The following is a 16698-nucleotide window of genomic DNA, read 5'->3' as shown; positions in this document are numbered from 1 at the left end:
TCTGACGTAGACTAATCGCCGTGTCAGATAGCCTCACTACGAATACCACCCAAGCGCGACCTGCTAGCTCCCGCTTCACCGCCGCCCCCGCGGGCCTGCGGTGGACCGCGATCATTGCCGGACTGATTGGTTTCCTGTGTTTTGTAGCCACCCCGCTACTGCCGGTGACCCAAACTCAGTCCTCTTATGACTGGCCGCAGCATGATTCCGTGCAATCCATCAACGCGCCACTCATTTCCGTGGCGCCGGAGGATCTTCAGGCCACTATCCCTATCTCCGCAGTTGATGAGCTGCGTGAGGGACAGTCCATGGTCTACGGCACCGTCCCGCCGGAGTCAAAAAAGGCCTCCAACCGCGGTCTTTTCGTCCGCGCGAATGAGGAGGGCCTTTCCGTTGTCTCCTTGGATGAGGTTCTGCTTACCCTCAACTCCAAAGAGGTAGCCAAGCTCCCTAAGGACGCCAAGATTGAGATTTCCGCTACGGGCGATGGCACCAGCGTGCGCGTGGGGGATCATGAAAAGACCACCGAGGAGGATCTTCGCCCGCAGGTCACCGGTGTCTATACCGAAATAGACGATAAAGCGGACGTGCAGGCCCTGCTTGACGACGGCCTCAATGTGCACGTCGATATCAACTCCCGCTTCACCTCCTCCCCGACGGTGCTCAAGACCATCGCCATGTGGCTGGGCACCGCCATGGTGGTCGTATCCCTGTTCTGCCTATGGCGCATCGACCGCCTCGATGGCCGCCGCTTTGGCTTCATGCCTAAGACGTGGAAGAAGGTGCGCCCGCTCGATGGCGTGGTGGCCGCCGTCTTGGGATTTTGGTATATCTTCGGCGCCAATACCTCCGATGATGGCTTCATCTTCTCCATGAGCCGCGTCTTCGATCACGCGACCTACATGGCCAACTACTACCGCTGGTACGGCGTGCCAGAGGCGCCCTTCGGCGCCCCCTATTATGACCTGGTTGCCGTTCTCTCCCAGATTTCCACCGCCTCGGTCTTCGTGCGCTTGCCCGGCCTGATTTCTGGGCTCATCATCTGGTTTATCCTCTCCCGCGAGATACTCCCGCGCTTTGGCCAGCTTGTCGACGGCCGCCGGGTCGCTCACTGGACCGCGGCGCTTATGTTCTTGGCCTTCTGGCTGCCCTATAACAACGGCACCCGCCCCGAGCCCATCGTGGCGCTTGGCGTGATGTTTACTTGGGCCTCTTTTGAGCGTGCCATTTCCACCCACCGCCTGCTCCCGGCGGCCGTGGGCACCATCGCCGCAACCATCACCTTGGCCGCCGGCCCCACCGGCCTCTTTGCCGTGGGCGTTTTCCTGGTCAGCCTGCCGCACCTCTTCCGCGCCATGGCCGAGCGCGTACCGTCCATGGGCGGTGGCACCTTGGGCTGGCTCGCGCTCATTGCGCCATTCCTTAGCGCTGGCACCGCCATCATGGTTGCCGCCTTTGGTGACCAGACGCTATCGACCGTGCTGGAGTCCACCCGCGTGCGCTCCGAGGTTGGCCCCTCCCTGCCGTGGTACGCGGAGTACGCGCGCTACTCCACCCTCTTCCAGGAATCGGTGGATGGCTCGCTCACCCGCCGCTTCGCGGTCTTCACCATGCTCTTCTGCCTAGTGCTCATCGTGGCGGCCTTCATCAAAGACCGCCGTGTCGTCGGTGCTGCCGTTAGCCCGACCCAGCGCCTGCTCATTATTGTGGCGCTGTCCATGTTCTTCCTCATGTTCACCCCCACCAAGTGGACCCACCACTTTGGCATCTACGCCGGCGTGGCCGGTGTTATCGCCGCCCTCGGTGCCGTGGTGCTCTCCCAATTCGCACTGCGCTCGCCGCGCGCTCGCACCTTCGCTATCGCCGCGGTGGTCTTCTTATTGGCCATCTCTTTCGCCGGCTGGAACGCTTGGTGGTACGTTTCCTCCTTTGGCATCCCGTGGTGGGACCGTACGGTGCAATTCAAGGCCATCGAGGCCAATAAGGTGCTCCTTGCCATCGCGCTGGTCATCTTCGCTATCGGCATAGTGCAGTCCCTGCGCCATAGCTACCGCAAGTCCCAAGCAGAAGAGGCCGGCACCCTGGCGGAATTTGAGAAAAATGCCGCCGCTAAGGTTTCGCGCTCCGCCGGTATCATGTCCGCGCCCATCGCCTTGGCCTGTGCCATCGTGATAGCGCTATCGTGTGCTTCCTTTGCCAAGGCCACCGTCTCGCAGGCGGATTCCTACTCCGTGGGCAAGGGCAACGTGGCCTCCCTGCGCGGCAATACCTGCGCTCTGGCGGATCAGACCATGGTGGAGACCAACACCAATGATTCCTTCCTGACCCCGGTTGAAGGCGACTTGGGCGATTCCCTGGTGGACCAGGACGAGACCCACAAGGGCTTCGATCCAAACTTCATCCCTGAATCCATCGAGCCGGAAAACCAGAATTCCGCCTCCGTAGGTGCCATCGCGGATGGCTCCAGCGACTCCTCCTCCGATAGCGCGGAGACCGCTACCTCGGGTGCGGATACCGAATCCGGCGGTAACAGCGATTCCGCGGATTCCCAGGAGACAAAGAATAAGCAAGACAAAAAGGACAAGAAGTCCAAGGAAACCACCAATACCTCGGAGGGTGGAGTACGCGGCACTGAGGGTGTCAATGGCTCTACCATGCACCTGCCGTTCAACCTGGATTACACCAAGGTCCCGGTGCTCGGCTCCTATTCCGAGGAGCAAGACTCCACCTCTGAAGTGACCACCAAGTGGTACAACCTGCCAGAGGCCAAGGACAATACTCCCGTGCTCGCCGTATCTGCAGCCGGCAATATCTACCACCACGACGTCAACGGGGTAGAGCAGGAAGGCATGAAGCTTAGCCTCGAGTACGGCACCATCGATGACTCCGGAAAGGTCACCAATACTGGCGAGGAAGAACTCTCCGCCGTCGGTGCCACGCCAAAGTGGCGCAACCTGCGCCTGCCACTGGATAAGTTGCCAAAGGATGCCAACGTGGTGCGCCTGGTAGCAACGGATGACTCCACCGATGAGGATGACTGGCTGGCCTTTACTCCACCGCGCGTCCCAGAGCTAGACACCATCAATAACCAGTTCTCCAAGGACACCCCGGCACTATTGGACTGGGCCGTAGCCCTACAGTTCCCGTGCCAGCGCACCTTTGACCACTTTGCCGGCGTTACCGAAATTCCGCAGTACCGCATCCTGCCGGACTCCTCGGCACAGACCTCGCTGACGGATTTCCAGTCCTTCTCCGGCGGTGGCGCCATGTCCACCGCGGAGGCGGTCAACTACTCCTATGAGATCCCGAGCTACCTCAATAATGACTGGGCCCGCGACTGGGGTGCCATCGAAAAGTACGAACTGCGTACCGATTCACAGGGCAATGCCCCAGTCCCAGCCGAGATTGATTATGAGGACATTACCCGTTCCGGACTGTGGAAAGACTCCGAGATGAAGATTCGCCCCGAGGGCGAGGAGTAACCTCCCCAGCGGCCGCGCCCCGATCCCGCTTCGGGGCGCGCAGGCGCCGCACGATCCAATCACCTACGAAAAAGAGCAATAGCGAAGCGCCAAAGAGCGGCGCGATGATTGAGTAGGCCACCGCCCCCGCCAGCACGGCGGGGGTAATTTTTAGCTCGGGCAGGCTGCGGCGCGGTTTCTTCCACCACATCCACAGGCCCGCAATGCTCACCACGAGCAGGCCGAGGGCGAGTACCGCCAATGCAACCTGGCTATAGATTCCAAAAAGCGTCCCCATGTGCAGCTGGATGAGCCACGAAGTAAGCTGCGCGGCAAGCGGCCAATCGGCGGAATTGATGCGGTCGATGACCTCGCCGTTCGGAGTAACCGCTACGGCGTCGCTGCGTAACTTGAAGGCCGCACGAGCCTCCCGCACGCCCCACGCATCGCCGGGCTTTTCCGGCGGAGTCATTTCCAGCACCCCGGTCAAACCCTGGCTACGGGCGGTCGATTCTGCAGTTTGGGCTCCGGCGAGTTCTGCGGCATCGTGGTTTCCCGTATGCCCAGCGTGCCCCGCGTGCCCCACGTGCTCGGCGTGGTTGGCATGCTCCCCCGCCCCAGTGCTAGCCCCCGCTTCTGCAACGGAGGTGGCCACGGACGGTTCCTTCCAATTAAGTTCCTCCCGCACCTTGCCAATACTTGTGCCCGCTACCAGCGACCATGTCAGGCCAGTAACCGTAAGAAAGAGGAAGCCCGGCAACAACCAGGCACCCACGCGGGCGTGCAGCGCCAGTACCTTAGAGGGCTGCTTCTTATTCCTTTGTTTACGCTTGAGCCACAGGTAGAGACCGAGGATGCTCAGCGCGCCGAGCCACGAGGCCGCAAGTTCGGCATAGAGACGGCCAGGCTCGCCCAACCATAGGGTGCGGTGGCCATTAGAGGCCCACGTACGGAAAGGCAGCGCCCGCGAGCCGCCATATTGTTGTAGTTCGCCAGTGATGTGCAGATCCACCGGGTCTACAAAGACGGCGTGGGTATAGCTGGAATTGGGAGCGGTGGGGTCGTCGAAAAGCACGCGGGTGGTCTCCTGCGGATCTTCGGAAGGCTCGACTCGAACCACGGTCCCATCCGGGTGCTGGCGCTGGGCGGCGGCAATCTGTTCATCAAGGCTGCGCGGGCTGCCTTGCGCGGTGGCTGTCACCTCATCGTGGTAAATCCACGGTTCAAAGGTGGGCGCCAAGGCATAGAGAAACCCGCTTAACGCTGCGACGATGAGAAAGGGCGCAATGATTACGCCGGTGAATTTATGCAGGCGCGATAGCGCGCCATGAGTGGATATGGTCATGCGGAACTAGTCGCGATCCTATTGAAACTAGTTCCCTTTTAGCATGGAACCGCCAGGGAATTGTTATTTTTCCAACTCCTCTGCCAGAAACGCGGCCGCATCCCGCACGCGCTGACGGGCAACCGCCGGGGTAGACACGCGGTGGGTGGAAACATAATCGCGCGCCACGGCGCCGGGCACAGAAACACGCGCAGCAATCTCATCCTCGGTCGCGGTCTGGACGAAAATATCCGTGCAGAGCTTAGAAAGGTCCGCAGGAATTGCATAGCCGGCACGGAGATCCTCAGGCAGATTTTCCAGGGCACCGAAATCGGGGAAGGTGAGCAGGAGGGCGTCGGCAGGCGCAAGCGCCGCTAGTGCCCCGCCGGAGGAATATCCCCAGGTAGTAACGCTGGAAGCATCCTGCGCGCGGGCATAGTCGATGGCCTGCTGCACGGCAGTGACCATCTCCGCCACGGTGTGCGCAGGCGCGAGCGGATAATCCACATCAATGATGGTGGTACCGGATAGCTGTGCGGCGGCTGCTACCTCAGGGCGCCACTGCATCTCCAGCGCCTGGCCAGCACCGCGCCACCAGCCGCCCGAGTGGAGCGACACCGCCCAGCGGCCGGTGGACTTTGTGGGCCGAAAAATGGTTCCCACCTCGGATTCTTCCACGCTGATGCCCTCCGTATAGGCGGTGCCCGGCAGCGCATGATCCACCGCAGTGCCGAGCACCATCATTGCCGCGTGTGTAATCCGGTCCGGCAAGAGCGCGCAATATTGATCCGCCTCAGGAGAGCCGCCCCCAGCCCACGGCGGGCGGAAATCCGGGGTGTCGTAGTGGGCATCGATATAGGCAACGAGCTGCTCAAGCTGCTCCTTGTCGTCCATCTGACGGTCCTGGCCGCCGATGTGCCACTCCTGTCCCGGCTCCAGCGGGCGGTGCGGATCCTGGTTAGCATCTGCGTTAGTCATGCCACCGAGCCTACGCGCACCGCCTACCGGCGGAAAGGTCTACCAAATGGTGACGCGATCCTCCGGCGCAATGTACATGGAAGAATCTTCTGCCACGTCAAAGGCCTCGTAAAACTCCGCAATATTGGCCGCAATGAGGTTGCAGCGGAACTCCGCCGGCGAGTGCGGGTCAATGGCTAGGTACTGGGTGGCCATCTCCGGACGGATGGCGGTGCGCCATACGCGGGCCCAGGACAGGAAGAAGCGCTGTAGGCCATTGTAGGTGTGCTCAGCCAGCTCTGGCTCGGCACCGTCTACCTCGAACTTTTCCTCCTTGCCCTGCAGGTCGATGCCCTTATCGGCGCAGTAGTTCTTAAAAGCCACCACGGCGATACCCAGGCCGCCTAGGTCACCGATATTCTCGCCCAGGGTAAAGCTGCCGTTCACCCCAGTAGATTCGATGCCGGCCTCCTTGAGCACCGTCGGTACCTGGCCATTGAACTGCTCCACCAGCTTGGCGGTGAGCTTTTCAAAGGCGGCGCGATCCTCATCGGACCACCAGGAGTTCAGGTTGCCCTGACCATCAAACTGCGAGCCCTGGTCATCAAAGCCGTGGCCGATCTCGTGGCCGATGACAGCACCGATGGCGCCGAAGTTTTCTGCGGCATCGGCCTTCGGGTTATAGAACGGCGGGCGCAGGATTGCCGCTGGGAAGGTGATGTCATTGACCACTGGGTTATAAAAGGCGTTGACCGTTTGCGGGGTAGTCACCCATTCATCGCGATCGGCCGGCTTGCCAATCTTGGCCAGCTCGAAGTCGTGAGAAAAGGCAGAGCCGGCACGCGCATTAGCCAACAGGTCCGCGCCCTTGCCGGAGACCTCGAGGCCGGAGTAATCGCGCCAGGAATCCGGGAAGCCAATCTTGGCCTTGAACTGGGAAAGTTTCTCCAAGGCACGCTCGCGGGTGGCCGGGGTCATCCACTCCAGCTGGGAGATGCGCTCACGGTAGGCGGCGATGAGGTAGTCCACCAGCTCATCCATCTCTTGCTTGGAGGAGTCCGGGAAGTGCTTATCCACGAATACCTGGCCAATCTCTTCGCCCACGAGGGACTCAGCCAGGCCTACCGCGCGCTTCCACCGGTCGCGCTGCTGGGTGGCGCCGGAGAGCTTGGTGCCGTAGAACTCAAAGTTCTTCGCGCCTACTTCCTCCGGCAGCATGGCCGCGCGGGAGCGCAGGATGTGCCAGGTGGCCCACAGCTGCCAATCGGCCATGCGCTCGGAGGTAAAAAGGCTCTCGAAGTGCTCGAGGTAGGACGGCATCATATTGACTACGCGGTGCTCCGGCAGGTTGCCGCCGGAGAGCACGGCCCGCGCCATGGCGGGCAGCTCGCCAAACTCACACGGGTTATAGGTCTTGACCGCATCGCGTGTGGAGACCACATCCCAATGGCCAGCGGCAAGTTCCTTTTCCAAGCCCACGATGCGCTGGGCGGCTACCTCGGCGCCTAGGCCAAAGAGGCGGGCTGGGTCGAGGAACTCCAGCATCTCTGCCACATGCTTTTCATAGGCGGCCAGTGTTTCGGCGTGAGCTTCCTCGCGGTAATAAGCCTCATCCGGCAGGCCCAGGCCGGATTGAATGACATAGGCAATGGCGTCCTCGGAACCAGAGTCCTTGGATACCCAAAAGGTCACCGGGGAGCCGACACCGGTGCGCTCGAGTTCACCCAGGCGTTGCGCTAATTCCTCTGGGTCGGCCGCGCTCAGGCGGTCCAGATCCGCATCCAATGGAGCCATGCCGGCCGCATTAACCCCTTCGGTATCCATAAAGGAGGCATAGAGCTTGCCCGGTCGGCCGGTGTCCTTTTCCACGATTTCGTGGACGAGTTCTTCAGCTTCGTCGCGCAGCGCGTGAAAGGTGCCGTCCACGCCGCGATCATCGGGAATAACGTGGCTTTCCAGCCAGGGTCCATTGACTAGTTGATAAAGATCTTTCATGCTTGCCACTCTAGGGCAAAGCGACAAGATAAGGTGTGGTCCATGAATTTTTATCGCTTTCCTCCAGCGCATCCGCGGCGCCTTTTCTGCGCCGTCATTGCGTTCGTGGCGGTGGTTCTTGCCCTGCCCATGATCGTGCAGGCGGCGCTGGGGGATTCTTCCGCAGACGTCGAGCAGGTCACCCTAGCCGAGCCCAGCCAGGACTGGGAGATTGACGTTCCCGATCTTTATTGCGAGCGCGACTATGAATCCCTCGCCAGCATCGGCTGGAACTGCGGCGATGTCAGCGTACAAGCCACCCTTACCGAAGATGCCAAAGACGATGCCACCACCTTGCGCCGCATGGTCCGCGCCCTAGCCATGGCGCCCTTGCCGGCCGATGCCCCTACCTTCGACGGCACTAACGGGGCACTCCTGCTTGCCGACGCCCCCTCCTCCACCGCCGCCCTCTCCCTCGACGGCACCGGCGAGGACGAAAACAAGGATTGGGTGGTCACCGTGACCGGCAAGGGTGAGCAGGCCCGCGCCACCGCCTCCCGCATTTGGCATGCCTTCGGCCAAAAGGATCTACCCGCCGATGCCGATTCAGAATTCGCTGATTTCTCCGGGGAGTTGATGTTCTAGATGTCTAAGCTCTTTCGCACCACGCTGTGGATCTTATCCGCCATTGGACTCATCGCCTTCTTTTTCCAGACGCTAAGCACATTTTTGATTTCTCCCCTGATGGGCCTGCTCAGCCTGCTCATCGCCGCCATACTCGTGGCGCTGGTCATCTACCTGCTGCAACGCAGCCCCATGTGGGCCCGCCCGGCGCGCCTATGGGCCACGCTGGCTTTCCTTTGGGGCGGCGGAGTAGCCGTTGCCTTGGCGCTTATCAGCGCTGGGCCGGTCATGCAGCTCGCCATTGGCTCCGGCTGGGTCGACGCCATGATGTCGTGGAGCGGTGCCTATCCGGAAGAAATTTCTAAGGCCACCGGCGTAATCTTCGTGCTCATGTCCTTCCGCCAGCTCAACCGCCCGTGGCACGGCTGGATGGTGGGCGCAGTGGTGGGCCTTGGCTTCGAGGCCTGCGAAAATATCCTCTACGGCGCCATGGGCGCCACCATGCATCCTGATAGCGATATCCAGGGGCTTTTTGAAATGTGGGGCCTGCGCCTTATCGCCGGTCCTGGCCTACACGTATTGCTCACCGCGCTGGCCGGCTGGGGCATCGGCTGGGCACTCTATGCCGCCGCCAAACCCTGGTGGTGGCGCATCGGAGTCTTCCTCGGCGCCCTAGCCGCCTCCTTTACACTGCACTTCTGCTGGAATTACCTGCACGATTCCGAGGTGGCCTCGATCATCCAAGCCGTTGTCGTGGCGCTTATTCTTTACCCGCTGAGCATCTGGCTGGTGCTGCGCGGTAATAAGCTTGCCAAAACCGACGAGAGCTACAGCCACAGCACCGCCGAAGACGCCCTCGCCTTCATCCGTTAAAGCCGCCTGCGCCATCCAACCCCAGCACGCTTTGTAGTTCTGTCGAGCTCTGCAAGTCCTAGTTGCACACACGCATCGGCGTTACCTGCGCCAATGCCTGGTTCGCGCTCGCGCAGGCTTGACGCTCGTAGCTCGCTGCCGTGCGGGTGGCATCGCGAACGGCCTGACGCGCGGGGCCTTGTAGATTCAAATCGCGTTCGATGCGCGCGCCAATAGCTTGGCTAGAACCGCCCGCTGCGGGTAGTGCGCCTGGGTCATTATGTACGGCCCGGGTGACATCTGCGGTATGAGTGCCCGCGTCACCGTAGGTATTGGCGGCTACGGTAAATCCAGGGGCGGTGGATACCGAGGCATGGATGCGGCGATTATCGGACCAGCCAAACTTGGTACCGATAACGCCCGGAATTCGTGAGGTACCAAAATCTTGGCGGTAGCCATCGGCAGCCACAGGGGCGGCGTTGGCCATACCGGTCATGATGGGTGCGGCAATGGGATCGTGCTGAATACGCGAGGTAAAACGCGCTACGTCCTCGGTGGACGTAGTGGTCGTTCCCCAATACCCGGTGTAGTGCGTTTCGCGCAGTCCAAACTCGTGGATGGTGCTGGGGATGGCTTGCGGGTAGCGGCGATCCAAGTCGGTAGCCACGTTGTCATCGCTGACGCGGATCATGTGCTCCACGCGGGCTTTGTCGGCCGGCGCACCGTATTTTAGGACCCAATAGCCCAAGTAGAGCTTGCTCAATGACAGCGCGGGACGAGACTCATGGGCATTAGCGGTGGACACAGTCGCGCCAGAATCATGCCGGACGGTGATCTGGGTGCGCGCGGGCACAGCGTGCGGATCGAGGGTGACAGCCTGGGCGGCAGGGGCGATTGCGAGGGAGAGTGCGGTAACCAGGGAACCTACCGCCAGCTTTTTCATCATGAAAATATAGTAGCGCCCCCGCAGGTGCTACGCACCAGCTTCTACCAGCAGCACTCCCCCGACGATCAGAACCACTCCGAGGGATTTTAACCAGGTGAATGGCTCCTTGAAGAGGAGATATGAGGCGACGGCGGTAAGCGCGACACCAGTGGCAGCCCAGATGCCATAAGCCACGCCCAAGTCCATGCCGGCCTTGAGCACGAGCGCCAAGAAACCATAGGCGCTGACATAACACAGGGCGACGAGCACAACCCAGAAGCGACGACCGGTCACCGCGGACATGCGCAGGCACAGCGTGCCGGTGACCTCAATGGCGGTAGCGAGGAAAAGCAGAAACCAGATCATTGCGGTGCCACCTCCACCGTGCGGTTTTCATCCTCGTGCGGTTTAGCGCCCATTTCCACGCAGAATACGCCGGCCATAATGAGCGCGATGCCAGCGAGTTTTACTGCTCCGAGCGGCTCGCCAAAGAGCGCGGCGGAAAGCAGCGCGGTGGAAATTACTCCGCCGGATGCCCAGAGGCCGTAGGCCACGCCCACATTGACGCCTTTTTGCATGACGCGGTGCAGGAGCACGAAGGCGAGGATGAAACAAAGAGCGGCAACACCGTAGATCCAGAAATGGTCCACGGCGTATTTCAGCGCGATGGTACCCACGACTTCGCTCGCAATCGCGAGAAAAAGGATGACCCAGGCCCTCACTCCATCAACTCCTGTAATTCGCGGGTGTCGATTCCGTGCTCGTGCATTTTAACGCGGCCGCCAGCGTGGGCGATGGCCTCCCGGTCCCAGTAGTCCGCCGCGCGGACGGGATCATGAGAGGTGCCATCGGCGCGGACCACGCGCCACCAGGCGGTACCGGCACCGTGGCGCTTTAACACGGTACCGACATTGCGCGCGCCGCAACCGGCCACCTTAGCCACCTCACCATAGGAGGTGACGTTGCCGGGTGGAATCACGGCCACGACCGCCAATACGCGCTTGACCAGTGGCGACTCACTCATCGCGATTACTGCGGGTCGAGCCCCAGCACGTCATCCGCTTCGGTTGGCTCCTCTTCAGGGGCGTCTTCGACCTCGGTGAGGGTGATGGTCGCACCAGTGGAATCGGCCAAGAGGCACATGCGGCCAAAGGGCGAATCCCATGGTTCGCGGATGACCTCGCCGCCTAGTTCCACGGCCTTCTTCGCAGCGGCGTCGATGTCACGCACGCCCAAGTAGGTCTGCCAGAAGCTCGGCACCTGCGGCGGGAACTGGCCCTCGGCGTTCCACAGGCCGGCAAACGGCGCACCGTCTTCTTCCGCGGTGGCGTAAATGAAGTTCCCATCCTCGGACTGCATGGCGCGAATTTCCCAATTGAAAAGCTCGCCATAAAAATCCATTGCGCGCTGGAAACCCGAGGTAGCGGTGAGCTCGTGCCATACCGGGGTGCCGGGCTCGCCGGCAGCGACAAAGTGTTCTGGGCCGGTGGGTTGAATGAGGCCGAACATACCGCCGGCGGCGTCGACAAGCAAGGCCATATGACCTAGCTGCACTTGCTGCGGCTGCACCAGGATGCGCCCGCCTAGGCTCTCGGCGCGCCGGCAATCACCTGCGATGTCCTTAGAGAGGAAGTAGGTCACCCAAGTATCCGGCATGGGTGCTTCTTCCGGTTGCGGGATAAGTCCGGCGATGGGCAGGCCCTGCAAGCGCGCCATCTGATAAGACTTTTCCTCCGCGGACTCGGCGGAAATCTCCCACCCCAGGACTTCCTCGTAGAAGCGTGCAGACTTGCGCGGGTCCGAGGTGGTCAGGTCAATCCAGTAGGGCATGCCCACTTCAGCTTCGAATGCTGGCATCTACATATTCCTCCACTTTTCCGGATCAAAGTCATCATCGGCCGTGGCCTCATCAAAGTAATCATCGTCATCGTCCGGCTCGCCCACACGTGCGCAGGCATCCTCGATGCACACTTCGTCACCCGGGTGGAGCGTGGCGCCCCGGCGCGTTTCGGGCTCGCCATTGACCGTAACCACGCCTTCCGCGATGAGTTCCTTGGCCTCGCCGCCGGTAGCCACCAAGCTGGCCAGCTTGATGAACTGCCCCAATTTGATGGAGTCGCCGTTGATAGGAATGTCTAGCATGCCGCCCAGCTTACCCAGCCCGCGCGCTGCGCTGACTACGGGTGGGCAATATGGAAGAAATCCAGCACCGTATCGGTGGTCCATTCTGCCTTAACTAAGCCGGAATGGTCCGTGGCCCCACCGTTCCACGTGTGCGTGCCGCCGTGGATGGTGTACTGCTCGGTGCGCGCATCACATACCCGCCAGGTGAAGTGCTCCACTGCTTCTTTCCGACGCCTCTTTGGAAACGGATTGCACCCATTCTCTTTCGCAATCCCGCGCAGCGATTGTTTGACCGAGTGGTAGTGCGCTCCGTGTTGGCGCCCACCGCCATATTTCATCAGCGCGTCCTTAGTGCCGTGGATATCCAGGTAATCGGTGGGCTCGCTGGCACAGTCTTTTTCCACGCGGTCATATTTTGCCGCCGAAACCGTGGCCACCGCATCGAATAGGCCCGGCCGCTTGCAGGTCACCGCGCGGGCGAATCCGCCGCCATTGGAAAAGCCCACGCCATAGGTGGTGTCCGTGGCGGGATAATGGCGCCGGACGAAATCAATCGTGTCATCCACGTACTTGAGGTCATCTTCCAAGCTGGTTACCGCATAGGGTGCCGGTGCCCACGCCTTGCCCGCACCTTGGACAAAGACGGTAATGGCATCGCCTTGGGAAAGGTCAGTGCCTTTAAACATATTTCCGGCGTCCATCTCATAGCCGTGCATCGCCACGACCACGGGCAAGCGGTGGTGCTTATCCGCATTAAACGGCACGTGGACTACAAAACTGCGATGATTTTGTAGGTTAATGATCTGGTAGCGGCCATTGGCCGTTGTGCCCTGGTCCGGCAGCGTGGTGATATAGCCATCGGCCGCGCCTTGCGATTCATTTGGCACGCTGCCCGGCTGCGGCGGTTCTTCCTCGCAACCCGCCATGAGTCCGGCGGCCGCGCATAACCCAGCGCACAGGGCCAGTGTTTTCTTGCCGATTTTAATCACGAGCGCGCAGCTTCACCGCCGTGCCAGTGGCCGTGACCATCAACATGTCATTCGACGTTCCCATGGGCGAATAATCGAAGGCGATGCCCACCACACCATCGGCCCCGAGCTCCTGACCGCGCCGCCACAATTCATCGAGTGCCGCTTCGCGTGCTTTGATGGCCTCGCTTTCGTACCCGGCGGAGCGCCCACCGGTGATATTGCGGATGGATGCCCCGAAATCCTTCAGCATATTAATACCGATGACGGTTTCCCCGGCGATAATGCGGATATAGTCCGTAATCTCATAACCATCAACGGTATTGGTAGTGGTAAAAATCATGGCCCCAGATTACATGGCTATAAGTCCACGCACGCCCTCAAAAAGGATGATGACACCCAGCAAGAGGAAGACCACACCGCTGACAATATCCACCCAGGCGGAGTTCTTAGCCATCCACTTTGAAACCGCACGAGTACTCAAAGCCACGCCCACAAACAGCACGAGGCTTTCCAGAATCAATACGGCGCCCACCATGAGAGTGGCGTCAATGCCCATACCGGGATCAATGAAATTGGCAAAGATGGCGCCGAAGAAGATGACCACCTTAGGGTTCGAGAGATCGCAGATAAATCCCATGCGGTAGGCAGTGCCCGCCTTGATAATGCCGTCCGGTGTAAACCCGCGCGGCTGCGGAGCGCGGGTTTCGGTGCCCACGACGGTTGCGGGCGCGCGACGCTCCTTGATTCCACCGGTAATGGCGGTATAGGCCATCCACAGCAGGTAACAGCCACCGAGAACCTGCAGCGCCACGAGGATCCCAGGGTGCGCGGAAATCAGCGCGGACAGCCCCGCCAAGGAGGCCACGGTCCAAATGGTAAGGCCGGTGGTACTACCAAGCGCCGCCCAGACGGCTGCGCGCGTAGAACGCGCACCTAAGCGAATGATTTGCACTACGTCTGGCCCCGGCGAAGCCATCGCCGCGAACCACACGCCCATCAGGGTCACTAGGGCGCTAATAGCCACCTAACACCTCCATACTCGCATGCCATTGGATCAACGCATGCCACTATAAGGACGCTCTCACCTGCAGCGAAACAGGTAAGTCCTGTGATTTAGGTAGCTCCTATATCAACTCTTTTATAGAAATCCGCCACCTGCACTAACCAAAGAGCTCGATGACGCCCTCCACGGCCATAACCAGTCCCAGCACCGCAAAGATAAGACCGGAAACGATATCGATGGCCGCGGAATGATGCGCAATCCAGCGCGATGCCGCGCGCACAATGAGAGCAAAGGTAGAAAACCACGTCACGGACATCGCCAAGAGGATCACCGCTACCGCAACGGTCCAAGCGGGCGACATATCAGGGCGAATAAACTGCGCGAAAACCGCGCCGAAGAACACGAGTGCTTTCGGATTGGATAGGTTCGTGACCACCCCGAGCTTATAGGCGCGCCACCCAGTCATGTCATTAATGCTGCCGGCCGCGATGGCCTGATCCGTATAATCCTCGGTGCCCACCACCACCGTAGGTGCGCGGCGGGAGGCGAAACCGGAGCGAACCGAAGATACACCCATATAAATAAGGAATAGCCCGCCAATGAGTTGCAGCGCACCCAACACACTAGGCCGTGCAGTGATCACCGCGGAGAGCCAGCCAACAATGCCGTGACCCAAAACACTGTGCCGCTGCACACCCCAACGCGCACATCAACCCGGCGCCGGTCGACCGCGGGGCCACGCGGATGACTTGAACCAAGTCGAGTTCAAGTTCAACGTGTAGCTAGGCCCCGGGGTTACCCACGCAGAACTCGTTGCCTTCCGGGTCCTGCATGACGGTCCACACCAATCCCGGCGCTTCGTGGGTGGTGAGTTCGGTGGCGCCTAGGTCTTTGAGGCGTTCTATTAAAGTTTCGCGCTCCGCCCCGCCAACGTCGACGTGCATGCGGTTTTTCCCAGGTGTCGGCTCCTCAACGCGCTGAAATCCCAGCGCCGGGGTGGAATCAACCATCACGAAATCGCCGTAATCCGCGGCGATTTCGCAGCCGGTTGCGGCGGACCAAAACTTGGCGAGCTTTGAGGGATCGTGGCAGTCGAAGGTGATCTGGCGGATCGTGAAGTTGGGATCGCTCATGGTTTCCATGATGGGCGCGCGTCAGCGCGCCTGCAACAATGCGGGGTGTTTCTGGTGGGGGTATCAGACCAGTTCTCTCCGGCCATGTCAGCCCCATACGTCATAATGGAGGCATGGCCGAGCTGGACCCCGAGTGGGCGATCAATGAGATAGACGCGTTCCTGCAAGTCACAGCGAAGGTAGTCCCCGACATGGGCCCGGGCATCGCCTACCTTGGAACCGTTATGAGTGGATCGCCGACTGAGGCTGCGGCACGCGCCCATGTCGTTGAAATGATCCTTGACCGAGTGCTTCCCGGGTGGAGACAAGGACGCCCGGTCCAGGACAAGGAGTATAGCTGGCTGAGGGGTCAAGCGGCCCGGGCCAAGACAGCGCTTGAACGTCGGTCTGAACTCGCTGAAAAGCTCGGAGAGAATACGCCAGACTTAGATGCAGCCAATCTGCATCCGTGGGCGTGGGAAAATGGCAAGGGTTACTGGAATCACGGACACTACCATCAAGCCGTGATGCAGGCTGCCATCCGCGTCAATGCAGAGACCCAAGCGAAACTGAACCGCCTAGACGTATCTGAAACAGCACTTTTCAACGAGGCGTTTTCACTCCATGATCCGAAGCGTAATGCGCCGCGCCTTCGGCTTATGGAAAATGATGGCAGTAAGACGTTTGAGAACCTGCATCGGGGCGCCCGCGCCTTTGCAGAGGGCTTGTACGCGGCTATCCGCAATCCCGGGATGCATGTTCCACACGACGGTGGTGAGGAGCAAATCGCGTTGGAGCAGCTCGCGGCTTTCAGTCTATTGGCTCGCTGGGTTGATAAGGCTACCGTCCTGGAGGGGTGACAACATCGGTTTACGGGATAGAAGTCCGCTTGAGCGAAGGATGTGGGGAGCACGAACGCCTGTGATGGAGGTGCCGGGTGCTCAGTCAGCAAGGCCGTCCAGGACCATCGCCGTAGTTTTGTGCAAGGTTAACGCCAGCGACTGGGCTGGGTCCAAGAATGAATCTCGCACCCGTTAAACTGCGCCGACACTCTGTGGAGTTCAAATTAAACGTGTAACGCGAGGCGTTGATGGCGCTTCGCGTTATTGGGGGGTAAGTTGAAGCGCGGTCTGTTCGTTCGCCGACGCGGCCGCCGCCGGATGCTCGGCGGCGATTCCGGCCCGAACCTCGGGGACATCCCCCATCTTCGATAGCTTTAGTGAGCACGACCACGACCATCTGATCTGGTGCGCTGGTTTTCGTTCGGCTCTCGGTCTATTCCGCCACCTCATGCGCGGCCGCGAAACCGCGGTGAAGAATCTGCATCTAGTCGGTTACGGCAACTGGAACGGCGAGGGCTCGTCAATGCTG

General features: G+C 60.6%; 18 protein-coding genes. 4 read left to right on the top strand and 14 right to left on the bottom strand.

Going from position 1 to position 16698, the window contains the following annotated elements; translation table 11 throughout:
• Positions 1–20 precede the first annotated feature (20 nt).
• Positions 21–3482, top strand: coding sequence for an arabinosyltransferase domain-containing protein (locus ACLI1M_RS00765; protein WP_411706612.1), 3462 nt, complete (start codon positions 21–23; stop codon positions 3480–3482).
• On the opposite strand, the gene ACLI1M_RS00760 is transcribed toward ACLI1M_RS00765, so the two are convergent.
• From ACLI1M_RS00760 to ACLI1M_RS00750, 3 genes are all read right to left on the bottom strand, one after another.
• A complete protein-coding gene (locus ACLI1M_RS00760; protein ID WP_248099294.1) occupies positions 3421–4806 on the bottom strand; it encodes a PepSY-associated TM helix domain-containing protein in 1386 nt (461 codons plus the stop codon). The two genes, ACLI1M_RS00765 and ACLI1M_RS00760, sit on opposite strands and share 62 nt — an antisense overlap.
• A gap of 63 nt (positions 4807–4869) precedes the next feature.
• The gene (locus ACLI1M_RS00755; RefSeq protein WP_023020339.1) at positions 4870–5763 is read right to left on the bottom strand and encodes an alpha/beta hydrolase; all 894 of its coding nucleotides are present in this window, start codon (positions 5761–5763) and stop codon (positions 4870–4872) included.
• A 39-nt stretch (positions 5764–5802) separates the two neighbouring features.
• On the bottom strand, positions 5803–7737 hold the full coding sequence (locus ACLI1M_RS00750; protein ID WP_023027794.1) for a M13 family metallopeptidase: 1935 nt from the start codon (positions 7735–7737) through the stop codon (positions 5803–5805).
• 42 nt (positions 7738–7779) lie between these two features.
• On the opposite strand from ACLI1M_RS00750, the gene ACLI1M_RS00745 reads away from it, so the two are divergent.
• A complete protein-coding gene (locus ACLI1M_RS00745) occupies positions 7780–8361 on the top strand; it encodes a hypothetical protein (protein WP_023020337.1) in 582 nt (193 codons plus the stop codon).
• Positions 8362–9213, top strand: coding sequence for a PrsW family intramembrane metalloprotease (locus tag ACLI1M_RS00740; protein ID WP_023020336.1), 852 nt, complete (start codon positions 8362–8364; stop codon positions 9211–9213).
• Between the two features lie 58 nt (positions 9214–9271).
• Here the strand turns inward: ACLI1M_RS00740 and ACLI1M_RS00735 are convergent, their stop codons facing one another.
• The 11 genes from ACLI1M_RS00735 to ACLI1M_RS00685 all read right to left on the bottom strand — a co-directional run bounded on the left by ACLI1M_RS00735 (position 9272) and on the right by ACLI1M_RS00685 (position 15348).
• Positions 9272–10138: a hypothetical protein gene (locus ACLI1M_RS00735; RefSeq protein ID WP_248099296.1), complete on the bottom strand. Its 867-nt coding sequence runs from the start codon at positions 10136–10138 to the stop codon at positions 9272–9274.
• Between the two features lie 27 nt (positions 10139–10165).
• Positions 10166–10483 carry a DMT family transporter gene (locus tag ACLI1M_RS00730; RefSeq protein ID WP_023027792.1) on the bottom strand — a complete coding sequence of 106 codons (318 nt, stop codon included), beginning with the start codon at positions 10481–10483 and terminating at the stop codon, positions 10166–10168.
• Positions 10480–10839 (bottom strand): DMT family transporter, encoded by a 360-nt coding sequence (locus ACLI1M_RS00725; protein WP_023020326.1) that lies wholly within the window; start codon positions 10837–10839, stop codon positions 10480–10482. The genes ACLI1M_RS00730 and ACLI1M_RS00725 overlap by 4 nt, the downstream gene beginning before the upstream one ends.
• The gene (locus tag ACLI1M_RS00720; protein WP_023020325.1) at positions 10836–11141 is read right to left on the bottom strand and encodes an MGMT family protein; all 306 of its coding nucleotides are present in this window, start codon (positions 11139–11141) and stop codon (positions 10836–10838) included. Before ACLI1M_RS00720 ends, ACLI1M_RS00725 begins: the two co-directional genes overlap by 4 nt.
• Before the next feature lie 5 nt (positions 11142–11146).
• On the bottom strand, positions 11147–11974 hold the full coding sequence (locus ACLI1M_RS00715; protein ID WP_248099297.1) for a VOC family protein: 828 nt from the start codon (positions 11972–11974) through the stop codon (positions 11147–11149).
• Positions 11975–12259 carry an RNA-binding S4 domain-containing protein gene (locus ACLI1M_RS00710; protein WP_150851437.1) on the bottom strand — a complete coding sequence of 95 codons (285 nt, stop codon included), beginning with the start codon at positions 12257–12259 and terminating at the stop codon, positions 11975–11977.
• Positions 12260–12294: 35 nt separating this feature from the next.
• Complete coding sequence (locus tag ACLI1M_RS00705; protein ID WP_248099298.1) at positions 12295–13230, bottom strand: alpha/beta hydrolase family esterase; 936 nt, start codon at positions 13228–13230, stop codon at positions 12295–12297.
• Entirely contained in the window at positions 13223–13552 is a 330-nt protein-coding gene (locus ACLI1M_RS00700; RefSeq protein ID WP_049358954.1) for a YbjQ family protein, read from the bottom strand. The genes ACLI1M_RS00705 and ACLI1M_RS00700 overlap by 8 nt, the downstream gene beginning before the upstream one ends.
• 9 nt (positions 13553–13561) lie before the next feature.
• Positions 13562–14236: a LysE family translocator gene (locus ACLI1M_RS00695; RefSeq protein ID WP_248099300.1), complete on the bottom strand. Its 675-nt coding sequence runs from the start codon at positions 14234–14236 to the stop codon at positions 13562–13564.
• Positions 14237–14372: 136 nt separating this feature from the next.
• Entirely contained in the window at positions 14373–14909 is a 537-nt protein-coding gene (locus ACLI1M_RS00690; RefSeq protein ID WP_411706611.1) for a LysE family translocator, read from the bottom strand.
• Between the two features lie 88 nt (positions 14910–14997).
• A complete protein-coding gene (locus ACLI1M_RS00685) occupies positions 14998–15348 on the bottom strand; it encodes a VOC family protein (protein ID WP_034656146.1) in 351 nt (116 codons plus the stop codon).
• 113 nt (positions 15349–15461) lie between these two features.
• Here ACLI1M_RS00685 and ACLI1M_RS00680 point away from each other — a divergent pair, with 113 nt between their 5' ends.
• Entirely contained in the window at positions 15462–16187 is a 726-nt protein-coding gene (locus ACLI1M_RS00680; RefSeq protein ID WP_023020317.1) for a TIGR02391 family protein, read from the top strand.
• Positions 16188–16698 lie beyond the last annotated feature (511 nt).

This window comes from Corynebacterium sp. LaCa54 (genome assembly GCF_046717495.1).
GTDB classification, from domain to species: Bacteria; Actinomycetota; Actinomycetes; order Mycobacteriales; family Mycobacteriaceae; genus Corynebacterium; species Corynebacterium kefirresidentii.
Note: the sequence above shows the minus strand (reverse complement) of the source record. Positions and strands in the feature narration are given on the sequence as shown.

What these genes read in the sequence shown, in the direction of transcription:
- ACLI1M_RS00760 (WP_248099294.1), bottom strand. Translation starts at nt 4,806, where the DNA reads ATGACCATATCCACTCATGGCGCGCTATCGCGCCTGCATAAATTCACC.
- ACLI1M_RS00755 (WP_023020339.1), bottom strand. Translation starts at nt 5,763, where the DNA reads ATGACTAACGCAGATGCTAACCAGGATCCGCACCGCCCGCTGGAGCCG.
- ACLI1M_RS00750 (WP_023027794.1), bottom strand. Translation starts at nt 7,737, where the DNA reads ATGAAAGATCTTTATCAACTAGTCAATGGACCCTGGCTGGAAAGCCAC.
- ACLI1M_RS00745 (WP_023020337.1), top strand. Translation starts at nt 7,780, where the DNA reads ATGAATTTTTATCGCTTTCCTCCAGCGCATCCGCGGCGCCTTTTCTGC.
- ACLI1M_RS00740 (WP_023020336.1), top strand. Translation starts at nt 8,362, where the DNA reads ATGTCTAAGCTCTTTCGCACCACGCTGTGGATCTTATCCGCCATTGGA.
- ACLI1M_RS00735 (WP_248099296.1), bottom strand. Translation starts at nt 10,138, where the DNA reads ATGATGAAAAAGCTGGCGGTAGGTTCCCTGGTTACCGCACTCTCCCTC.
- ACLI1M_RS00730 (WP_023027792.1), bottom strand. Translation starts at nt 10,483, where the DNA reads ATGATCTGGTTTCTGCTTTTCCTCGCTACCGCCATTGAGGTCACCGGC.
- ACLI1M_RS00720 (WP_023020325.1), bottom strand. Translation starts at nt 11,141, where the DNA reads ATGAGTGAGTCGCCACTGGTCAAGCGCGTATTGGCGGTCGTGGCCGTG.
- ACLI1M_RS00715 (WP_248099297.1), bottom strand. Translation starts at nt 11,974, where the DNA reads ATGCCAGCATTCGAAGCTGAAGTGGGCATGCCCTACTGGATTGACCTG.
- ACLI1M_RS00710 (WP_150851437.1), bottom strand. Translation starts at nt 12,259, where the DNA reads ATGCTAGACATTCCTATCAACGGCGACTCCATCAAATTGGGGCAGTTC.
- ACLI1M_RS00700 (WP_049358954.1), bottom strand. Translation starts at nt 13,552, where the DNA reads ATGATTTTTACCACTACCAATACCGTTGATGGTTATGAGATTACGGAC.
- ACLI1M_RS00685 (WP_034656146.1), bottom strand. Translation starts at nt 15,348, where the DNA reads ATGAGCGATCCCAACTTCACGATCCGCCAGATCACCTTCGACTGCCAC.
- ACLI1M_RS00680 (WP_023020317.1), top strand. Translation starts at nt 15,462, where the DNA reads ATGGCCGAGCTGGACCCCGAGTGGGCGATCAATGAGATAGACGCGTTC.